The sequence below is a fragment of the Rhabdochromatium marinum genome (assembly GCF_016583795.1).
GTDB lineage: Bacteria > Pseudomonadota > Gammaproteobacteria > Chromatiales > Chromatiaceae > Rhabdochromatium > Rhabdochromatium marinum.
The window spans coordinates 57311-72316 of sequence record NZ_NRRS01000003.1 but is presented as its reverse complement, the minus strand read 5'-3'; the positions used below and the strand labels follow the sequence as shown (position 1 = coordinate 72316).

General features: G+C 60.7%; 11 protein-coding genes. 6 read left to right on the top strand and 5 right to left on the bottom strand.

Annotated features, from left to right (window positions below; genetic code table 11):
* Window positions 1-198 precede the first annotated feature (198 nt).
* The 3 genes from CKO36_RS01830 to CKO36_RS20230 all read left to right on the top strand — a co-directional run bounded on the left by CKO36_RS01830 (window position 199) and on the right by CKO36_RS20230 (window position 3931).
* Window positions 199-1425 (top strand): response regulator, encoded by a 1227-nt coding sequence (locus CKO36_RS01830; protein WP_200279733.1) that lies wholly within the window; start codon window positions 199-201, stop codon window positions 1423-1425.
* Window positions 1422-2117 carry a sensor histidine kinase gene (locus CKO36_RS01825; protein ID WP_200279730.1) on the top strand — a complete coding sequence of 232 codons (696 nt, stop codon included), beginning with the start codon at window positions 1422-1424 and terminating at the stop codon, window positions 2115-2117. The genes CKO36_RS01830 and CKO36_RS01825 overlap by 4 nt, the downstream gene beginning before the upstream one ends.
* Window positions 2118-2305: 188 nt before the next feature.
* Window positions 2306-3931, top strand: a complete 1626-nt coding sequence (locus CKO36_RS20230; RefSeq protein ID WP_200279727.1) for a diguanylate cyclase domain-containing protein — start codon at window positions 2306-2308, stop codon at window positions 3929-3931.
* Window positions 3932-3954: 23 nt separating this feature from the next.
* Here the strand turns inward: CKO36_RS20230 and CKO36_RS01815 are convergent, their stop codons facing one another.
* The 5 genes from CKO36_RS01815 to tsaA form a co-directional block, all read right to left on the bottom strand.
* Entirely contained in the window at window positions 3955-5055 is a 1101-nt protein-coding gene (locus CKO36_RS01815) for a PAS domain-containing sensor histidine kinase (RefSeq protein WP_200279724.1), read from the bottom strand.
* 12 nt (window positions 5056-5067) lie between these two features.
* Window positions 5068-6816, bottom strand: coding sequence for a SpoIIE family protein phosphatase (locus CKO36_RS01810; RefSeq protein ID WP_200279721.1), 1749 nt, complete (start codon window positions 6814-6816; stop codon window positions 5068-5070).
* A gap of 39 nt (window positions 6817-6855) precedes the next feature.
* Complete coding sequence (locus tag CKO36_RS01805) at window positions 6856-7161, bottom strand: STAS domain-containing protein (RefSeq protein ID WP_200279718.1); 306 nt, start codon at window positions 7159-7161, stop codon at window positions 6856-6858.
* Between the two features lie 112 nt (window positions 7162-7273).
* Entirely contained in the window at window positions 7274-8515 is a 1242-nt protein-coding gene (locus CKO36_RS20055) for a methyl-accepting chemotaxis protein (RefSeq protein ID WP_275957804.1), read from the bottom strand.
* A gap of 36 nt (window positions 8516-8551) precedes the next feature.
* Window positions 8552-9379: a tRNA (N6-threonylcarbamoyladenosine(37)-N6)-methyltransferase TrmO gene (tsaA, locus tag CKO36_RS01795; protein ID WP_200279712.1), complete on the bottom strand. Its 828-nt coding sequence runs from the start codon at window positions 9377-9379 to the stop codon at window positions 8552-8554.
* A 170-nt stretch (window positions 9380-9549) separates the two neighbouring features.
* On the opposite strand from tsaA, the gene purL reads away from it, so the two are divergent.
* From purL to ftsY, 3 genes are read left to right on the top strand one after another with little or no spacing between them, the layout of a single operon-like run.
* A complete protein-coding gene (gene purL / locus CKO36_RS01790) occupies window positions 9550-13494 on the top strand; it encodes a phosphoribosylformylglycinamidine synthase (protein ID WP_200279709.1) in 3945 nt (1314 codons plus the stop codon).
* 30 nt (window positions 13495-13524) lie between these two features.
* Window positions 13525-13662, top strand: a complete 138-nt coding sequence (locus CKO36_RS01785; protein WP_200279861.1) for a hypothetical protein — start codon at window positions 13525-13527, stop codon at window positions 13660-13662.
* Window positions 13613-14983, top strand: coding sequence for a signal recognition particle-docking protein FtsY (gene ftsY, locus CKO36_RS01780; RefSeq protein WP_200279706.1), 1371 nt, complete (start codon window positions 13613-13615; stop codon window positions 14981-14983). The genes CKO36_RS01785 and ftsY overlap by 50 nt, the downstream gene beginning before the upstream one ends.
* Window positions 14984-15006 lie beyond the last annotated feature (23 nt).

Genomic DNA, 15006 nt, shown 5'->3' with positions numbered 1-15006 from the left:
GTTAAATGCTACTGTTTCAACTATACTTTTAGCTGCTTTCAGGCGCTAATACTCTACATCTAAGTCCGCGCTTGCCCTTCTCCGCACGCTGAGCGCCCTGTTTTGGTGCGCTATGGTAATGATGCCTGCGGTCCGCGTCTCGGCTTTATACTCGTGACCGGTGTCAAAGAATGTAGACCGGTTCGATATAGTACTTCCATGAACTTGATGAAAAAAAACGTGCTGGTGGTTGATGACTACCAGAGCATGCGCAGTATGCTGCGGCGGATGCTGGCGGCGATTGGCTTTGAGCATATCATTTCGGTGGGAACCGGAGAGGAGGCGCTGGCGGCGTTGCGCGCGAAGCGCTTTGATATTCTGGTGTGCGACTACAATCTGGGCGATGGTATTGACGGGCAACAGCTGTTGGAGCAGGCTCGTGCCGAGGGCGTGATGACGCTGAGCACTGTTTTTGTAATGGTGACGGCGGAAAGTTCCAACGAAATGGTCATGGGGGCACTGGAGTTTGCGCCCGATGCCTATGTTTCCAAGCCCTTTACCAAAGACCTGCTCAATGCCCGGATTGGGCGCGCCTTGCGCCGGCGCGAGCCACTGGTGCCAGTGGCGCGGGCGCTGAAGACCCAGGGTCCGGCTGCGGCACTGGAGGCATTGAATCCGCTGTTGGCGGAGCGTCCGGGCAATCGTCTGGAACTCTTGCGCATTCGCGCGGAGCTGGCTTTTACCAAGGGCGATCTGGAGCTGTCCGATGCGACCTGCTGTGAGGCGATGGAGGAGAATCCGCTGGCCTGGGCGCTGACGCAGCGCGGCCGGGTCGCCGAGGCACGCAGGGATGTGACAGCGGCCGAGTCGTTTTATCGAGAGTCGATGACGCTGACGCCGCATTTCATGGCTGCGCATGATCGCCTCGCCGCCCTGTGTCGTCAGCAGGGGCGCACGGAGGAAGCCCTGAGCGTGCTGCGCGCGGCGCTGGAGCGTTCACCTAAATCGCTACAGCGCCAGCGCAACCTGGCCCAGGTGGCAGCCAAGCTGGGGCAATACTCGCTGGCGCTGCCGGCCTGGAAGCGCTCCATTGCCATCGCGCGGCAAATGGGCTTACCCGATGCGGCGGATTATTTAGGGTTGATTAAGGGGCTCGTGGCCCTGGGAAATTTTCGCGAGGCCCGACAAAGTACGAAGCTGATGAGGCGGCGCTGTAGCGACGAATTGCAGCTGGACTATTGGGAAATGGCGGCCAGGTTTTGGTGTCTGATGCCCGAGGACGCTGCGGCACTAAGCGCGTTGTCAGAGGCGCTTGATGCCTTGCTCCAGCGGGCGCCAGTACCCAAGCGGGCCGGTTTGGCACTGGCCGAGGCGGTGGCGCACCGCAGTGAGATCGCGCACTACCCAACGCTGGCGGTGCTGTACGCGCAGGAGGATGACGCATGAAGGAATTGGATTTTAGCACGGTGCTGGCCATTGGCATCCACGATATGAAAAATTCCCTGAACCGGGTGATCACCGCAGTCGATGAGCTGGTCGAAGCCGATAGCGGGGAGACGTGGCGCGATTCCGATGCCGTGGCGCAGCTCCAATACGAAGCGCGGCGGATGAAGGACAATCTGACCAAGATGCTAACTATCTACCGCAATGATCACGGGCTGTATCAGCCGGATTTTGCTCCTGTCAACCTGTATGAGCTGCTTGAGGACTGCTGGCTGAACAACAAACCGCTGATGGATTTGCGCGGTTTGCGCTGTCGCATCGAGTGTGCCGAGGATCTGCGTTGGACGCTTGACCAGTATCTGGTGGCCTCTCTCATTGAGAATGTGCTGACTAACACCATGCGCTACACCAAGGGGGAAATCTGCCTGAGTGCCAGGGTGGTGGATGATAGCCTGAGGCTGACGCTGGAAGACGACGGTCCCGGCTTTCCGGCCACCATGCTGGGACAGCGTTCCTTGCACGATAGCGTTAAGCCGGATGCCAAACTGGGCAACACCGGCTTGGGGCTGCATTTTTGTGCCATGGTTGCTAATTTGCACCATGCGCCGGACGGTCAGCGTGGCTGGATTGAACTCAATAATGACGGTTGTCTGGGTGGCGGGCGCTTTTTGCTCAGGTTGCCGGCCCTGATGTAGGGCCGCGCAGGTGGGCAGGTCGGTGCTGTCACGGCGCGCTGGCAGTATAGCTCAAATCAAGGTAGGATCGGTGGCGGTTGACGTGGAATGTATTGGAATCATAGCGTTGACATAAGCTCGGATGGCCGCATGCCGGAGCGTTTGCACATTATCGGCGATCCGAATTGAAAAGTCTACAGTAACACCTTGTGAAAAGCCAGGATTACCGAATACTCATCGTCGATGACGAACCGGCTAATGTCTATCTGCTTTCGCGGATGCTGCGCGGTAGTTACCGTATTGTTGAGGCACGCAGCGGGGAAGAAGCCCTGGCTGTGGCCCATGGTCCGGACAAGCCGGCGCTGATGCTGCTTGATGTCATGATGCCGGAGATTGACGGCTTCGAGGTCTGTCGGCGGCTCAAGGCCGATGATGAGACCAAGGACATCATTGTGATTTTCGTCACGGCCATTGGTGACAGTGCCGCCGAAGAAGTCGGGCTGAACCTGGGCGCGGCGGATTACATCACCAAACCAATCAGTCTGCCGATCGTGCGGGCGCGGGTGCGCAACCAGATCAACATGCGCCTGAAGGCCGATATGCTCGAGGGTATGTCGTATATCGACGGTTTGACGCATGTCTATAACAGGCGCAAGTTCGACACGCTGCTGCAAAAAGAATGGCAGCGTGCGCGCCGCAGCGGCAAACCGCTAGCGCTGATTATGATCGACTTCGATCACTTTAAAGCACTGAACGATCACTACGGGCATGGTGCCGGTGATATTTGTCTGCAACAGGGTGCGGCTGCACTCGGAAGTGCGCTCAAACGTCAGGGCGATTTGCTCGCGCGTTACGGCGGCGAGGAATTTGTCGCCTTGCTACCCGAAACCGATCTGGAAGGGGCGCACCGGGCCGCCGAGGCGATGCGCACGGCGGTAAAGGATCTGCATCTGATTCATCAATACTCCTCAGCGGCGGATCATGTCACCGTGAGCCTGGGAGTGGCAGCGGCGCAAGCCGATGAGACGCATTCGGCTTCGTTCCTGCTGGAACTGGCGGATCGTGCGCTCAATCGTGCCAAAGCGGCCGGTCGCGACCAAACGATGGTTATGGATGCTGCCCTGGAGCACGAGGTGAACGTCGCCAATCTAGCGGCTCCCGAAGCCTCGACCGATACCCTGGCCACCAAGGATCCAGATCAGAAGCCACCGCTCGCTGTATCCTCCGGTGCTCAGGCATCGGGCCCGGCTTTTGTGCCGGAGCGGCGCCGTTATGGGGCTGATCCGGGTGCCCAATCGCAAGCTGAAAAGGTATTGGGCGCACTCAGTGAGTTTTACCGCTGGCCTCTGACCGCTGAGTTGCAGGCCGAGCTTGACAGCCTGTTGGATACCACCAACGATCTGCTCATACGCGTGCAGGCCGAATGCGGTTCGGGCGCTGCGCCGTCACCCAGCGAGACACACCCAGCCCAGACTCAGTCCACGATATCGAATGCGCATGACTGCAAACATTTTGATCGCGATGAGTTAATGCAACGCATGGGGGACGATCAGGATATTGCCGCTGTGACCATTGAGCAATTCCTGGCCGATGTTCCCTTGCGGTTGCAGGGTCTGCGCGCGGCGCATCAGGCTCAGGATGTCGAGGCGCTGCGCTTTAAGGCGCACAGCCTCAAGGGGCTGGCCGGAGCGGTTTCAGCGTTACGCTTGCAGCATCTGGCCAAATGCCTGGAGCAGGAGGCGTTGCATTTGGCTCCGGCCTCAGCCTTGGTGGATCAGATCGAACAGGAATATGTCTTGCTTGAGCCCTTGCTGCGCGCCGTGCTGGAGGACTGAGCACCATGCGGCAGCGGCAGGCACTAATGGTCAAGTTCGACTGGCGCACCTGCTGAACGCGTATTTTGCGGCAATTCGACCCAGAACAGAGTGCCGCTTTCTGCGGTGCTGTGAACCCCGATGCTTCCACCGACAGCCTCGGTGATCAGTTTGGCTGAATAGGTGCCCAGTCCGCTGCCACCGACCTTGTTGTGGGTGACGTATTTGTCGAACAACTGCGGTTGAATCCCCTCGGGGATAGAGCCCTGGTTGTGAACTTCAACCCGGGTAACATTGGGGCCGGGCGCGACATTCAGGCTCACCCGGGCGCCAGCCGGGGAGGCCTCGAAGGCATTTTTAATCAAATTGGCAAAGAGGTTGTAGTAGAGCAGGGGCTCACCGTGCAAGTGGTATTGATCCTGAGCCCGCACCGCTTGGCCGTTTAGCATCAGCACGCTGTGCTGTCCCTGGTGGGCCGAGGACTTGGCGCCGTCCGCCAGAACCCGCGCCAGCAGCTCTAGCAAATCGAGGCGTTTGCCCTGCAACGGGTAGGTGCCCGCTTCGAGCTTATAAAGATTCAGCGAAGCCTCGATCATCTCAGCCATGGTGTGTGCCGAACGCTCGATGATCTCCAACAGTTCATTCTGCTCAGCAGTCAGATTGCCGTCATCGCGCAGCAAAGCCGGGATATTAATAATGGCATTCAGTGGGGTGCGCAGATCATGGCGCATCAGCCGCTCAATGTCCTCGCGCATGCGTTCGTTACGCGTGCGCTCGGTGATGTCCATGATAAAGGTGACCTTACGCGGCTGCCCGTCATTGCCCTCAATAAGGGTCGCATCCGCGATGATTTGTCGCGTGGCACCATGGCGATCAACTACCTCCCATTCGCCGCGTACTTCACTGTGACCCGCGATGAAGCGGTCATGCAGTTCAGTCATCAGGGCCTGGTTATCGGGCGGGACCACCAGGGTAAAGTGCTGGCCGAGTAGTTCCGCTGCACTGTAGCCGTAGAAGCGGCAATAAGCCGGGTTGACAAACTCAAACATCCCTTGCGCATTGGTAATGCAAATGCCCACGGGAGTGGCCGTGATGACTTGCAGCATGCGCTGACTAAGCGCAATGGAAGGGGAGGGGGCAGTCATGATGCGTTGGTTTCAGGGCAAAGCGTGTTGAGCCGCCGATGGCAGGGCATAGAGAGCCTCAACCTCAGTGCCATTGTGGTCGTAGCGAACCGATTCGCACAAATCACGGACTAATTGTATGCCGCGTCCCCAGGGCTGGGATGCATCGACCTGCAGGCCGTGGCTGTGCTGTTGCGGGTCGAAGCCCGAACCACTGTCGCGCAGCCGAATGCGTATCCGATTTTGTTGTTCTGTGCCACCGGGCTCATAGCTGAGCGTGAGTCTGATCCATCCTGGCGTGGGTGCCGCCAAGCGTCGCGCGCGTTCACGGTAATAGCGCTCGAAGCCATCGGAGGTTGACTTGATGCTGGATTCAAGCCTCAGTATTCCGTGTTCAAGTGCATTGGTGTAAAGTTCGGTGACGATGGTTTGCAACGTGCCAAGGTGCTCATGTATCCCGTATAGCAGCCCCTGTAGCTCAAGAATATCCTTAAGTGATGGCATGGCTGCAAGTCGCGCGTCGGCCAGCTCAATGGACCATTGCCAGGCCGATTGTTCAATGTGGGCGGCCGCAACGCGCGGCATGCTGCTGACCGGACTGTCAAGCGGGATTTCCACAATGGTAATGTCATCGAAAGGTTCACCACAGCAGAGCTCATCGAGCGCAGCCAGCAGCGTATCCATGATGGGAGTGGCGTTTTCCCATTGCTCGAGCGCTGGGTGAAAACCCACGTCTTCAAACATCTGCCCATCAGCGCTGGTGACAGTCTCCAGCAGCCCGTCGCTCAGCAGCAGCAGACGATCCTGGGAGTCCACCTGCAACTGGTTGATGGTGTTGCACTCAGGCAGCGGATGCAGGATGCCAAGTGGCAACGTATGGGAGGCCAGTTCAACCAGTCCATCACGGGTTCGCAGCCAACCGCTTGGCATACCGCCGTTCCACCAGCGCAGCGTCTCGCCGGTGTGCGAAATGGAAACCAGCCAGGCGGCCATGAAGCGATCCGCTGGCAGTAACTGATGCAGCTTACGGTTGATCTCAAACAGCAAACTGTTGTCATCGGCCCCCTTGAGTGTCATGGAGTGAAAAATATCCGACACCGGCAGCGCGCCGATGGCCGCCGCGAGACCGTGGCCGGTGAAATCGGCAATCAGGATGCGCAAGCCTCCATCGGGCAGGAATTGCGATAGCACCAAGTCACCACTGAAAGTAGCGGCGGGCCGCTGCACATACTGATACCGCTCAGTGGCCACGTTGCGGGTGTTGACAACGCGGCTGAACAGGCGCTCGGCGAGCTTTTGTTCTTCCTGCTCTTTTTCGATCAGAGCCGACAGGGTTTGATTCTTGGCAGCGATGGCACGCTGCAGATCGCGCACGCGCTCCATGGCGCGGATGCGGGCCTTGAGAATGCCAAAGCTGAATGGTTTGGACAGGAAATCATCGCCGCCGGCCTCGGTACATTGAATCAGGGATTTTTCATCCCGCAGGGCGGTGAGAAAAATAACTGGTATGAACTGATGACTGCTGCGGGCTTTGATGATGCGCGTGGCTTCGAAACCGTCCATGCCCGGCATCATCACGTCCATGAAGATGATATCCGGTTGCTCAGCATCGAATTGCTGGATCGCTTCCTCACCGTTGTGGGCTTCGATGGCCTCGAAGCCCTCGCGGTGGAGCATCTGCACGAGCAGGCGACAGTTGACCGGCTCATCATCAACGATCAGTGCTTTGCCGCGCGAGACCTCTGCGGTTACAGCGGTGGCTTGTGGGAGGGAGTTAGCCATGTGGGAGAAGCGTTCAACGTATGGTGCCCGACACTAATATTATTCCAGGTTGAACAGCTTCTCGAAGTTTGCGATCTTCAGCACTCGCCGCACGTCCTCACCGCATCCACGAAGTGTCACGGCTGCATTGTTACCGCCGGCATGCTCGCGCAGCAGTAGCAACATGCCAAGCGCAGAGCTGTCGAGATAGGAGGTGGTGGCCATGTCAACGATGTAGCTCTTACTGCCAGGCGGAATGTCGCGATAGGAATCGCGAAAGGCTTTATGTTGCGCGAAGTCGAAGCGGCCATCGATTTTAACGGTGACTTGCTGTTTTGCTTCATCAATGTGTCGGGTGACGCTCATGGTGTCTCCAAATAGCTCAAGCGAATTGCTGGTCGAGTCTCACGGACCCCAGCCCAAAAAATGTTAACGGAATAGTCTACGCTGATGTGCGAAGCTTGTGGCGGATCGGCGCTTAAAAGAGTTCAAGTTCGCCGGCGGCCATGTCCTGTTGGCTGACCGCGCGGTGAGCGGCATCGGCGACTTCGGCACGCAGCGCTTCGAGCCGCGCCTTGGCCGCATCGACCTGTTCGCCGCTTTCGTCATGCTGGGCCATTGGCAGCCGGTTGAGTTCATTGACGAAGCGATCCAGGAAGTTAATTCGCTTGTCGGCGCGTTCCAGTACCTGGCGGGCGATGTCCTCAAACTGGAGCAGACGTAGACCGGAATTGACATTTTCGCGCAGCTGATCAACCACCAATCCCATTTGGTCCAGGCCAGCATTGACAGTTGCGTTCAGTTGTTGAACCTTGTCAGACATCTCGTCCATCTTGCCTTTGGCGTTGATGGAGGTGCTCATATCCTGCGAGGCCATCCGCCCGACGATGTCGCGGGTGATGGCAAAAATCCGCTGCGACTGCTGGACCTGTCCGCGAATCTCCTCGTTGAACTGGGCCGAGTCCTGCGAGAGCTTGCGAATTTCCTGCGCCACCACGGCGAAGCCGAGACCGGCCTCGCCAGCGCGCGCGGCCTCAATCGCGGCATTGAGCGCCAGTAGGTTGGTTTGCCGGGCGATGCTGCTGGCGCTGTCGAGCAGGGTGAAAATGCCATCCATCTGGGTCGACAGGTCATCGACCTGATGGGCCACTTCGATACTGTGCTTGCCCATGTCGATCAGTCGCGCGACATTTTCATTGAGCAGATTGCTGTTTTCCAAAAGAAAATCGTTGATGTCGAACGTCTGCTCCTGGTCACCGGCGAGGTCGGCACCACTGCCCTTCATCAGTGTGTTGACCAGCCCCTGTTGGGCTTCGGAGGCTTGCAGCATGCCGGAGAAGCTGTTTTGCAGATCGCTGACGGCATTGGAGATTAAACCCAGCGTTTGCTGGACCATGTCGCGCAGTTCGGTTACCTCGGCCTTAATCAGGTGATCGACCGCGACTACCAGCTCCCAGATTTCATGATCCCAGCGCCGGGCCTTGGTTAGCACGGCAACTTCCGTGCATGCAGAGGAAGCCGTGGATGCGTTTAGCTGTTGCGTTGACGATGATTTTGGCAATAAAGCGGAAATAACCCAGGCGGTGGTCAAAATGAGTACGCCAAGCCAGGCGGGCACCCAAGTTGGAACAATCAGTGTTTGCAGCAGCAGCAAACCGGCGATGATGAGTGCTGCGCTGAAAGGACGCAGTTGCTCCCAATTGAGTTTCGGTGTTTGCAAGGGGTTCTCCATTAGCGTTTGCACTGCACCCGTCGATTACACCCGAGTATAGCCCGATGGGCGCTGCTGCGTGCCGGCGATGATGCGGGTCACCAGGGCATGCCCGGTCGCAATTTTCCATTGGATATCACAGCCATGCAAGCGCATGGCGAAAACATTGCGTTCCGGGTAGCGATCCATATAACCGGGGCGGGGGTCGAGTCCGATAATTTGCTCAATCAGTGCCTGTAATTGTAACCGGTTCTCCGGGTCAGCCTGGCTGAGTTCCCGCTGGGCCTGGGGGCTAAAGCGCACGGGCCAGCGTGCCTCCTGCGGAGCCTGGGCAAAGCCCTGACTGGCTTCCGGCACGGCATCGGCATAGGGAACATAGGGCTTGATATCCAGCACCGGCGTGCCGTCGAGCAGATCGACCCCGCCCAGGTGCAAGACCAAACCACTGCGCTCGCGTACACGTCCATGATACTCCACCGCTGACAGGCCGATGGGATTGGGTCGATAGGGCGCGCGGCTGGCAAAGACACCAACCTTGGCTCGTCCCCCCAGACGCGGCGGGCGTACCATGGGCTGCCAGCCAGCCGTCAGACAATCCTGATGGAAGACAAACAAGAGCCACAGATGCGAGAAGCCCTCCAGTCCGCTGCAAGCCTCATCACGATCATAGGGTGGCAACAGTTCCAGACGTGCCTGAGCTGCAGGCGCCAAGCGTGCCTGTCGGGGGATGCCGAATTTGTCATCAAAGGGCGAGCGAATGTACCCGATGGGGCGAAATTGAAAATCGCTGTCGCGCGGGTCAGTGGCGGCGGGTTCTGGAATGGATGCCACCGCATGGGACTGGGAGCCGGTGTGGGTGTTGGTTGGGGCCATGAGCATCAAACAGCAGCGAGGGCAGCGGGAAGGGGTCAGGCGGATTTCGGTGTCGCCCCGGAGTGGTAATCAGCTTAAGATGGTTCAGTGTAACCGATGGGGCGGGCGCATGCGTGGCACGCTGACGCGCGCTCCACATCAAATGAGACCATGCTACAAGGAATCCCGCCATGCTTTGTCTGCGCGGCGCCCCGGCGCTGTCTGAATTCCGCCTGACGAAACTGCGCGAACGCCTGGAGCGTGCCGGTCTGGGATCGGTGCAGCTCACGGCCGAGTATCGGTATTTGGTGCAGTTGGCCGAACCCGATGACACGGCCCCCGCACTCGATCAGCACCGGCTGACACAACTGCTCGACCCGCATGGGTTGACTGCCGCCGAGGAACCCGCCGGGGTGCCAGTGCTGGTGCTGCCACGCCCCGGCACTCAGACCCCCTGGTCCAGCAAGGCGACCGAGATTGCTCGCCACTGCGGGCTGGAGTCGGTCAAGCGCATCGAGCGGGGCACGGCCTTTTATCTGCATACCGATGCGGCAACCGCTGCACCTCTGGAAGCCGAGTACCTGAGCCGCGCGGCTGCATGGTTGCATGATCGCATGACCGAGGTGGTGCTGCTCGATCCGGCCGGGTTCGATACGTTCTTTGCCCAGTCGGGCGCACGCGCCTTGCAGCGCGTTGATCTGAGCGTCAATGGCCATGATGCCCTGCGAATGGCGAATGCGCAGCTCGGACTGGCCCTGTCAGACGATGAAATCGACTATCTGGTCGCCAGCTTCACCGCTCTGGGGCGCAATCCCAGTGATGTTGAGCTGATGATGTTCGCGCAGGCCAACTCCGAGCACTGTCGCCACAAGATTTTCAACGCCGACTGGATCATCGACGGCCAAGCGCAGCCGCATACCCTGTTTAACATGATTCGCTACAGCAGCGAGGCCGCACCACGCGGGGTGCTGTCGGCCTACAAAGACAACGCAGCGGTCATCGCCGGCTGGCCGGCTCAGGGCCTGGTGGTCTGTACCGATGACGGGCGCTACCGTGAGCATCCAGCGCGGCTGGAGATTCTGCTCAAGGTCGAGACGCATAATCACCCCACTGCCATTGCGCCGCATCCGGGTGCAGCCACCGGCTCCGGCGGCGAGATTCGCGATGAGGGCGCAACCGGGCGTGGTGCCAAGCCTAAGGCCGGGCTGTGCGGCTTCGCGGTGTCGAATCTGCGCATTCCCGACTTTGAACAGCCCTGGGAGCAGGACTGGGGGCGCCCGGGGCGTATTGTCTCGGCGCTGGAGATCATGCTCGACGGGCCGATCGGTGCGGCGGCCTTCAACAACGAATTTGGCCGTCCCAATTTGGCCGGATTTTTCCGTACCTTCGAGCAATGGGTGCCGACGGCGGCGGGCCATCAGGAGCTGCGCGGCTATCACAAACCCATCATGCTCGCCGGCGGCGTTGGGGCCATTCGCACCGGTCAAGTGGCCAAACAGGAATTCCCTTCCGGCACGCCGCTGGTGGTGCTTGGCGGCCCGGCCATGCTGATTGGCCTCGGTGGCGGTGCTGCCTCCAGCATGAGCAGCGGCGCCTCGGCTGAGGCGCTGGATTTCGCCTCGGTGCAGCGCGCCAACCCGGAGATGCAGCGCCGCTGTCAAGAAGTCATCGACCGCTGCTGGACACGCGGCGAGTTTAACCCGATTCTGTTTATTCATGACGTGGGTGCCGGTGGCCTGTCCAACGCCTTGCCAGAGCTGGTCAAGGATGGTGGCTGCGGTGGACACTTCAGCCTGCGCGCCATTCCCAGCGCCGACAGCGGGCTGTCCCCCATGGAGCTGTGGTGCAATGAGGCTCAGGAGCGCTATGTGCTCGCTGTTGCCGCCGAGCAGCTCGATGAATTTGCTGCTATCTGCGCGCGTGAGCGCTGCCCCTATGCCGTGGTGGGCTATGCCAGCGCTGAGCCGGAACTGCGCCTAACCGACACCCATGTTGATGACACGCCCATCGACATGCCGCTGGGCCTGCTGTTCGGCAAGCCGCCAAAAATGTGTCGCGAAGTCACCCGGCTCCCGCCGCCGCACCGTCCGCTGACGCTGGCCGGAATCGACCTGCGCGCCGCGCTGGAGCGCGTGCTGCGCCTGCCGGGGGTGGGGTCAAAAAGTTTCCTTATCACCATTGGTGATCGCACGGTGACCGGGCTGGTGGCACGCGATCAAATGGTCGGTCCCTGGCAGGTGCCGGTGGCCGATTGCGCGGTGACCCTGACCGACTATCAGGGCTATACCGGCGAGGCCATGGCCATGGGCGAGCGTCCTCCGGTAGCGCTGCTCGATGCGGCCGCCGCCGCGCGCCTGGCAGTGGCTGAGGCGCTGACCAATTTGGCCGCCGCACCCATTGCCGATCTGGGCGAGGTCAAGCTCTCGGCCAACTGGATGGCGGCGGCCGGGCATCCGGGCGAAGATGCGCGGCTGTTCGATGCCGTGCGCGCCATTGGCATGGAGCTGTGTCCGCAGCTGGGGATTGCCATCCCGGTCGGTAAAGACTCCATGAGCATGAAAACCGTCTGGGAGGTCGCGGGCACCGATGGCGCCTCTGAGCAGCGCGAGATGGCCGCGCCCCTGTCGCCGATTATTTCCGCCGTCGCGCCTGTGACCGATGCGCGCCGCAGTCTGACCCCCAAGCTGCGTCGCGATCAGGGCGACACCGAGCTGCTGCTGATTGACCTGGGGCGCGGACAGCAGCGCCTCGGCGCCTCGGCGCTGGCACAGGTCTATCAGCAGCTCGGCGAGCGGGTGCCGGACCTGGATGATCCGGCGCTGCTGCGCGGCTTCTTTGCCGCCATTCAACAGCTGAATCAGGACGGCCGCCTGCTTGCCTATCATGACCGCGCCGATGGCGGCCTGCTGGTGACGCTGTGCGAAATGGCCTTCGCCGGACATTGCGGACTGGAAATTGATCTCACCGATGCCCTGGGGGCTGAGGCAGCGGACGAGCAGGTGTTGGCCGCGCTCTTTGCCGAGGAACTCGGCGCCGTGGTGCAGGTGCGCACCAGTGACACCGACCAGGTGATCGCGCAGCTGATCGCCGCCGGCCTGTCGGACTGTGTCCATCGCCTGGGGCGGCCACAGCTGGACCCCTGGATTCGGCTGCGCAGCGGCGAACGCGAATGGCTCCAGGCCGACAGTGCCGAATTGCAGCGCCTGTGGTCTGAGACCAGTTGGCAGATGCAGCGTTTGCGCGACCATCCCCAGTGTGCCGATGAGGAATTCTCCCGCATTGGTGAGGAAGATCCTGGCCTGATGGCCACGCACCTGAGTTTTGACGCGCAGGAGGATGTCGCCGCGCCTCTGATCAACACCGGCCGGCGCCCGCATCTGGCGGTACTGCGCGAGCAGGGTGTCAATGGTCAGCTTGAAATGGCCGCCGCCTTCGATCGCGCCGGCTTTGCCTGCATTGATGTGCACATGTCCGATCTGCTCAGCGGTCAAGTGAGCCTGGCCGATTTTAGCGGGCTGGTGGCCTGTGGCGGCTTTTCCTATGGTGATGTACTCGGTGCCGGTCAGGGCTGGGCACAGACCATTTTGTTGCATCCGCGCGCGCGTGAGGAATTCGCCACCTTTTTCGCGCGTCCGGATACCTTCGCCCTGGGGGTCTGCAACGGCTGTCAGATGCTCTCCAGCCTGCGCACGTTCATCCCCGGTGCGGAGCACTGGCCGCGTTTTGCCCGCAATCGCTCCGAGCAGTTCGAGGCGCGCTTGAGTCTGGTCGAGGTGCTGGAGTCGCCCTCGGTGCTGCTCAGCGGCATGGCCGGTTCGCGCCTGCCGATGGCCGTGGCGCATGGCGAGGGCCGGGTGGTGTTTGGCGCTGAGGCCGAGCAGCAACAAGCCCAGACGCTGGTTGCGTTGCGCTATATCGAAGCCGACGGCACCCCGGCCGAACGCTACCCGGCCAACCCCAATGGCTCTCCCCAGGGCATCACCGCCCTGACCACGCATGATGGCCGGGTCACCATCATGATGCCGCACCCCGAGCGCCTGTTCCGCAGTGTGCAGCACTCCTGGCATCCGCCCGGCTGGGGTGAGGATGGGCCTTGGTTGCGGCTGTTTCGCAATGCCCGGCTGTGGGTGGGCTAGCCGCCGATGCATCTGCTAGCATAAGGCGTTATGAATCCCGTGCTGGACAGATGCGCCTGTAAGGATTATCAGGCCGCATCCCGCACGGACACCACTTTGCCGGAAGCCTTTGTAAGCCATGTTCGGATTTGGGAAGAAAAAGCACAAACAGGATCAAGCGGCGGCTGACGCTCAGGCGGAAGCGCCACAGGATCCGGCGCTGGAGACAAGGTGCACTGCCGGGTCTGACGCGGCTCCGGAAGCTAATAACAGCCCTCCGGAGCCTGGCAAGAAAAGCGGATTTTTCTCCCGCTTGCGCAGACGCAGTGCTGATCAGGCCGAGGAGCAGACACCGACTGAGCCTGCACCCAAAGTATCGTCTGAACCCGCACCCCAGGCACCGGCTAAACCTACACCCAAGGCACCTGCCGCGCCCAAAGCCACCAAGGCACCAGCCCAGGCTGTGCCAGCCCGTCCGCCGGAGCCGGCTGCATCAGCGGCGCCTGAGACACGTGATGAGGCAGAGGCCACCCGCGCCAGCCTGCTGGCGGCAGCTGCCGCAGAAGCCGCAGCGGCAGCCGCCAAGCCGCAGAGCGGCATGTTTAGCCGCCTCAAAACCGGACTGAGCCGCACCCGCGCTATTCTGAATGCGGACATTGGCGATCTGGTGCGCGGTCGCAAAGAAATTGACGAAGACCTGTTGGAGGAACTCGAAACCCTGCTATTGACCGCCGATGTTGGAGTGCCGGCGACCACCCGCATCATTGAGGATCTGTCCGCGCGGGTGCAGCGGCATGAGTTGGCTAGGCCGGCGGCTCTGGTGGCAGCGCTGCGCGACGAATTGCATGGCATTTTAGACCACAGTGCCGCACCCGTGCGCCAACCCAGCGCCGGGCATCCACAGGTGATCCTGATGGTGGGCGTCAATGGTGTTGGCAAGACCACCACCATCGGCAAGCTGGCCAAACGCCTGCAAGCCGAGGGCAACAGCGTCATGTTGGCCGCCGGCGATACCTTCCGCGCGGCCGCTGTCGAGCAGTTGCAGACCTGGGGCGAGCGCAATCAGGTGCCGGTCATCAGCCAGGGGCAGGGCGCCGATTCCGCCTCGGTGATCTTCGATGCCCTCCAAGCCGCGACCGCGCGCGGCATTGATGTGCTGATTGCCGATACCGCCGGGCGTCTGCACACCAAGAGCAACCTGATGGAGGAGCTGCGCAAGATCGCCCGGGTTATGCAAAAAATTGATCCGGATGCCCCACACGAAGTTCTGCTGGTGGTGGATGCCACCACCGGGCAAAACGCCCTGCACCAGGCGCGCGAATTCAATCGCGCCCTGGCCATCACCGGCATTGCACTGACCAAGCTGGATGGCACTGCCAAAGGCGGCATTCTCTTTGCCTTAGCCGATCACCTGCAGATTCCGATTCGCTTCATTGGGGTCGGCGAGCAAATTGATGATCTGCGCTATTTCGAGCCGGATGAGTTCCTTGATGCCTTGCTGTCACCCTAAGCCTGAGCGGCACCCACAGCGGG

Excerpts from the sequence above, each read along its gene's own strand:
- CKO36_RS01830 (WP_200279733.1), top strand. The coding sequence starts at position 199 with ATGAACTTGATGAAAAAAAACGTGCTGGTGGTTGATGACTACCAGAGC.
- CKO36_RS01825 (WP_200279730.1), top strand. The coding sequence starts at position 1,422 with ATGAAGGAATTGGATTTTAGCACGGTGCTGGCCATTGGCATCCACGAT.
- CKO36_RS01815 (WP_200279724.1), bottom strand. The coding sequence starts at position 5,055 with ATGACTGCCCCCTCCCCTTCCATTGCGCTTAGTCAGCGCATGCTGCAA.
- CKO36_RS01810 (WP_200279721.1), bottom strand. The coding sequence starts at position 6,816 with ATGGCTAACTCCCTCCCACAAGCCACCGCTGTAACCGCAGAGGTCTCG.
- CKO36_RS01805 (WP_200279718.1), bottom strand. The coding sequence starts at position 7,161 with ATGAGCGTCACCCGACACATTGATGAAGCAAAACAGCAAGTCACCGTT.
- tsaA (WP_200279712.1), bottom strand. The coding sequence starts at position 9,379 with ATGGCCCCAACCAACACCCACACCGGCTCCCAGTCCCATGCGGTGGCA.
- purL (WP_200279709.1), top strand. The coding sequence starts at position 9,550 with ATGCTTTGTCTGCGCGGCGCCCCGGCGCTGTCTGAATTCCGCCTGACG.
- CKO36_RS01785 (WP_200279861.1), top strand. The coding sequence starts at position 13,525 with ATGAATCCCGTGCTGGACAGATGCGCCTGTAAGGATTATCAGGCCGCA.
- ftsY (WP_200279706.1), top strand. The coding sequence starts at position 13,613 with ATGTTCGGATTTGGGAAGAAAAAGCACAAACAGGATCAAGCGGCGGCT.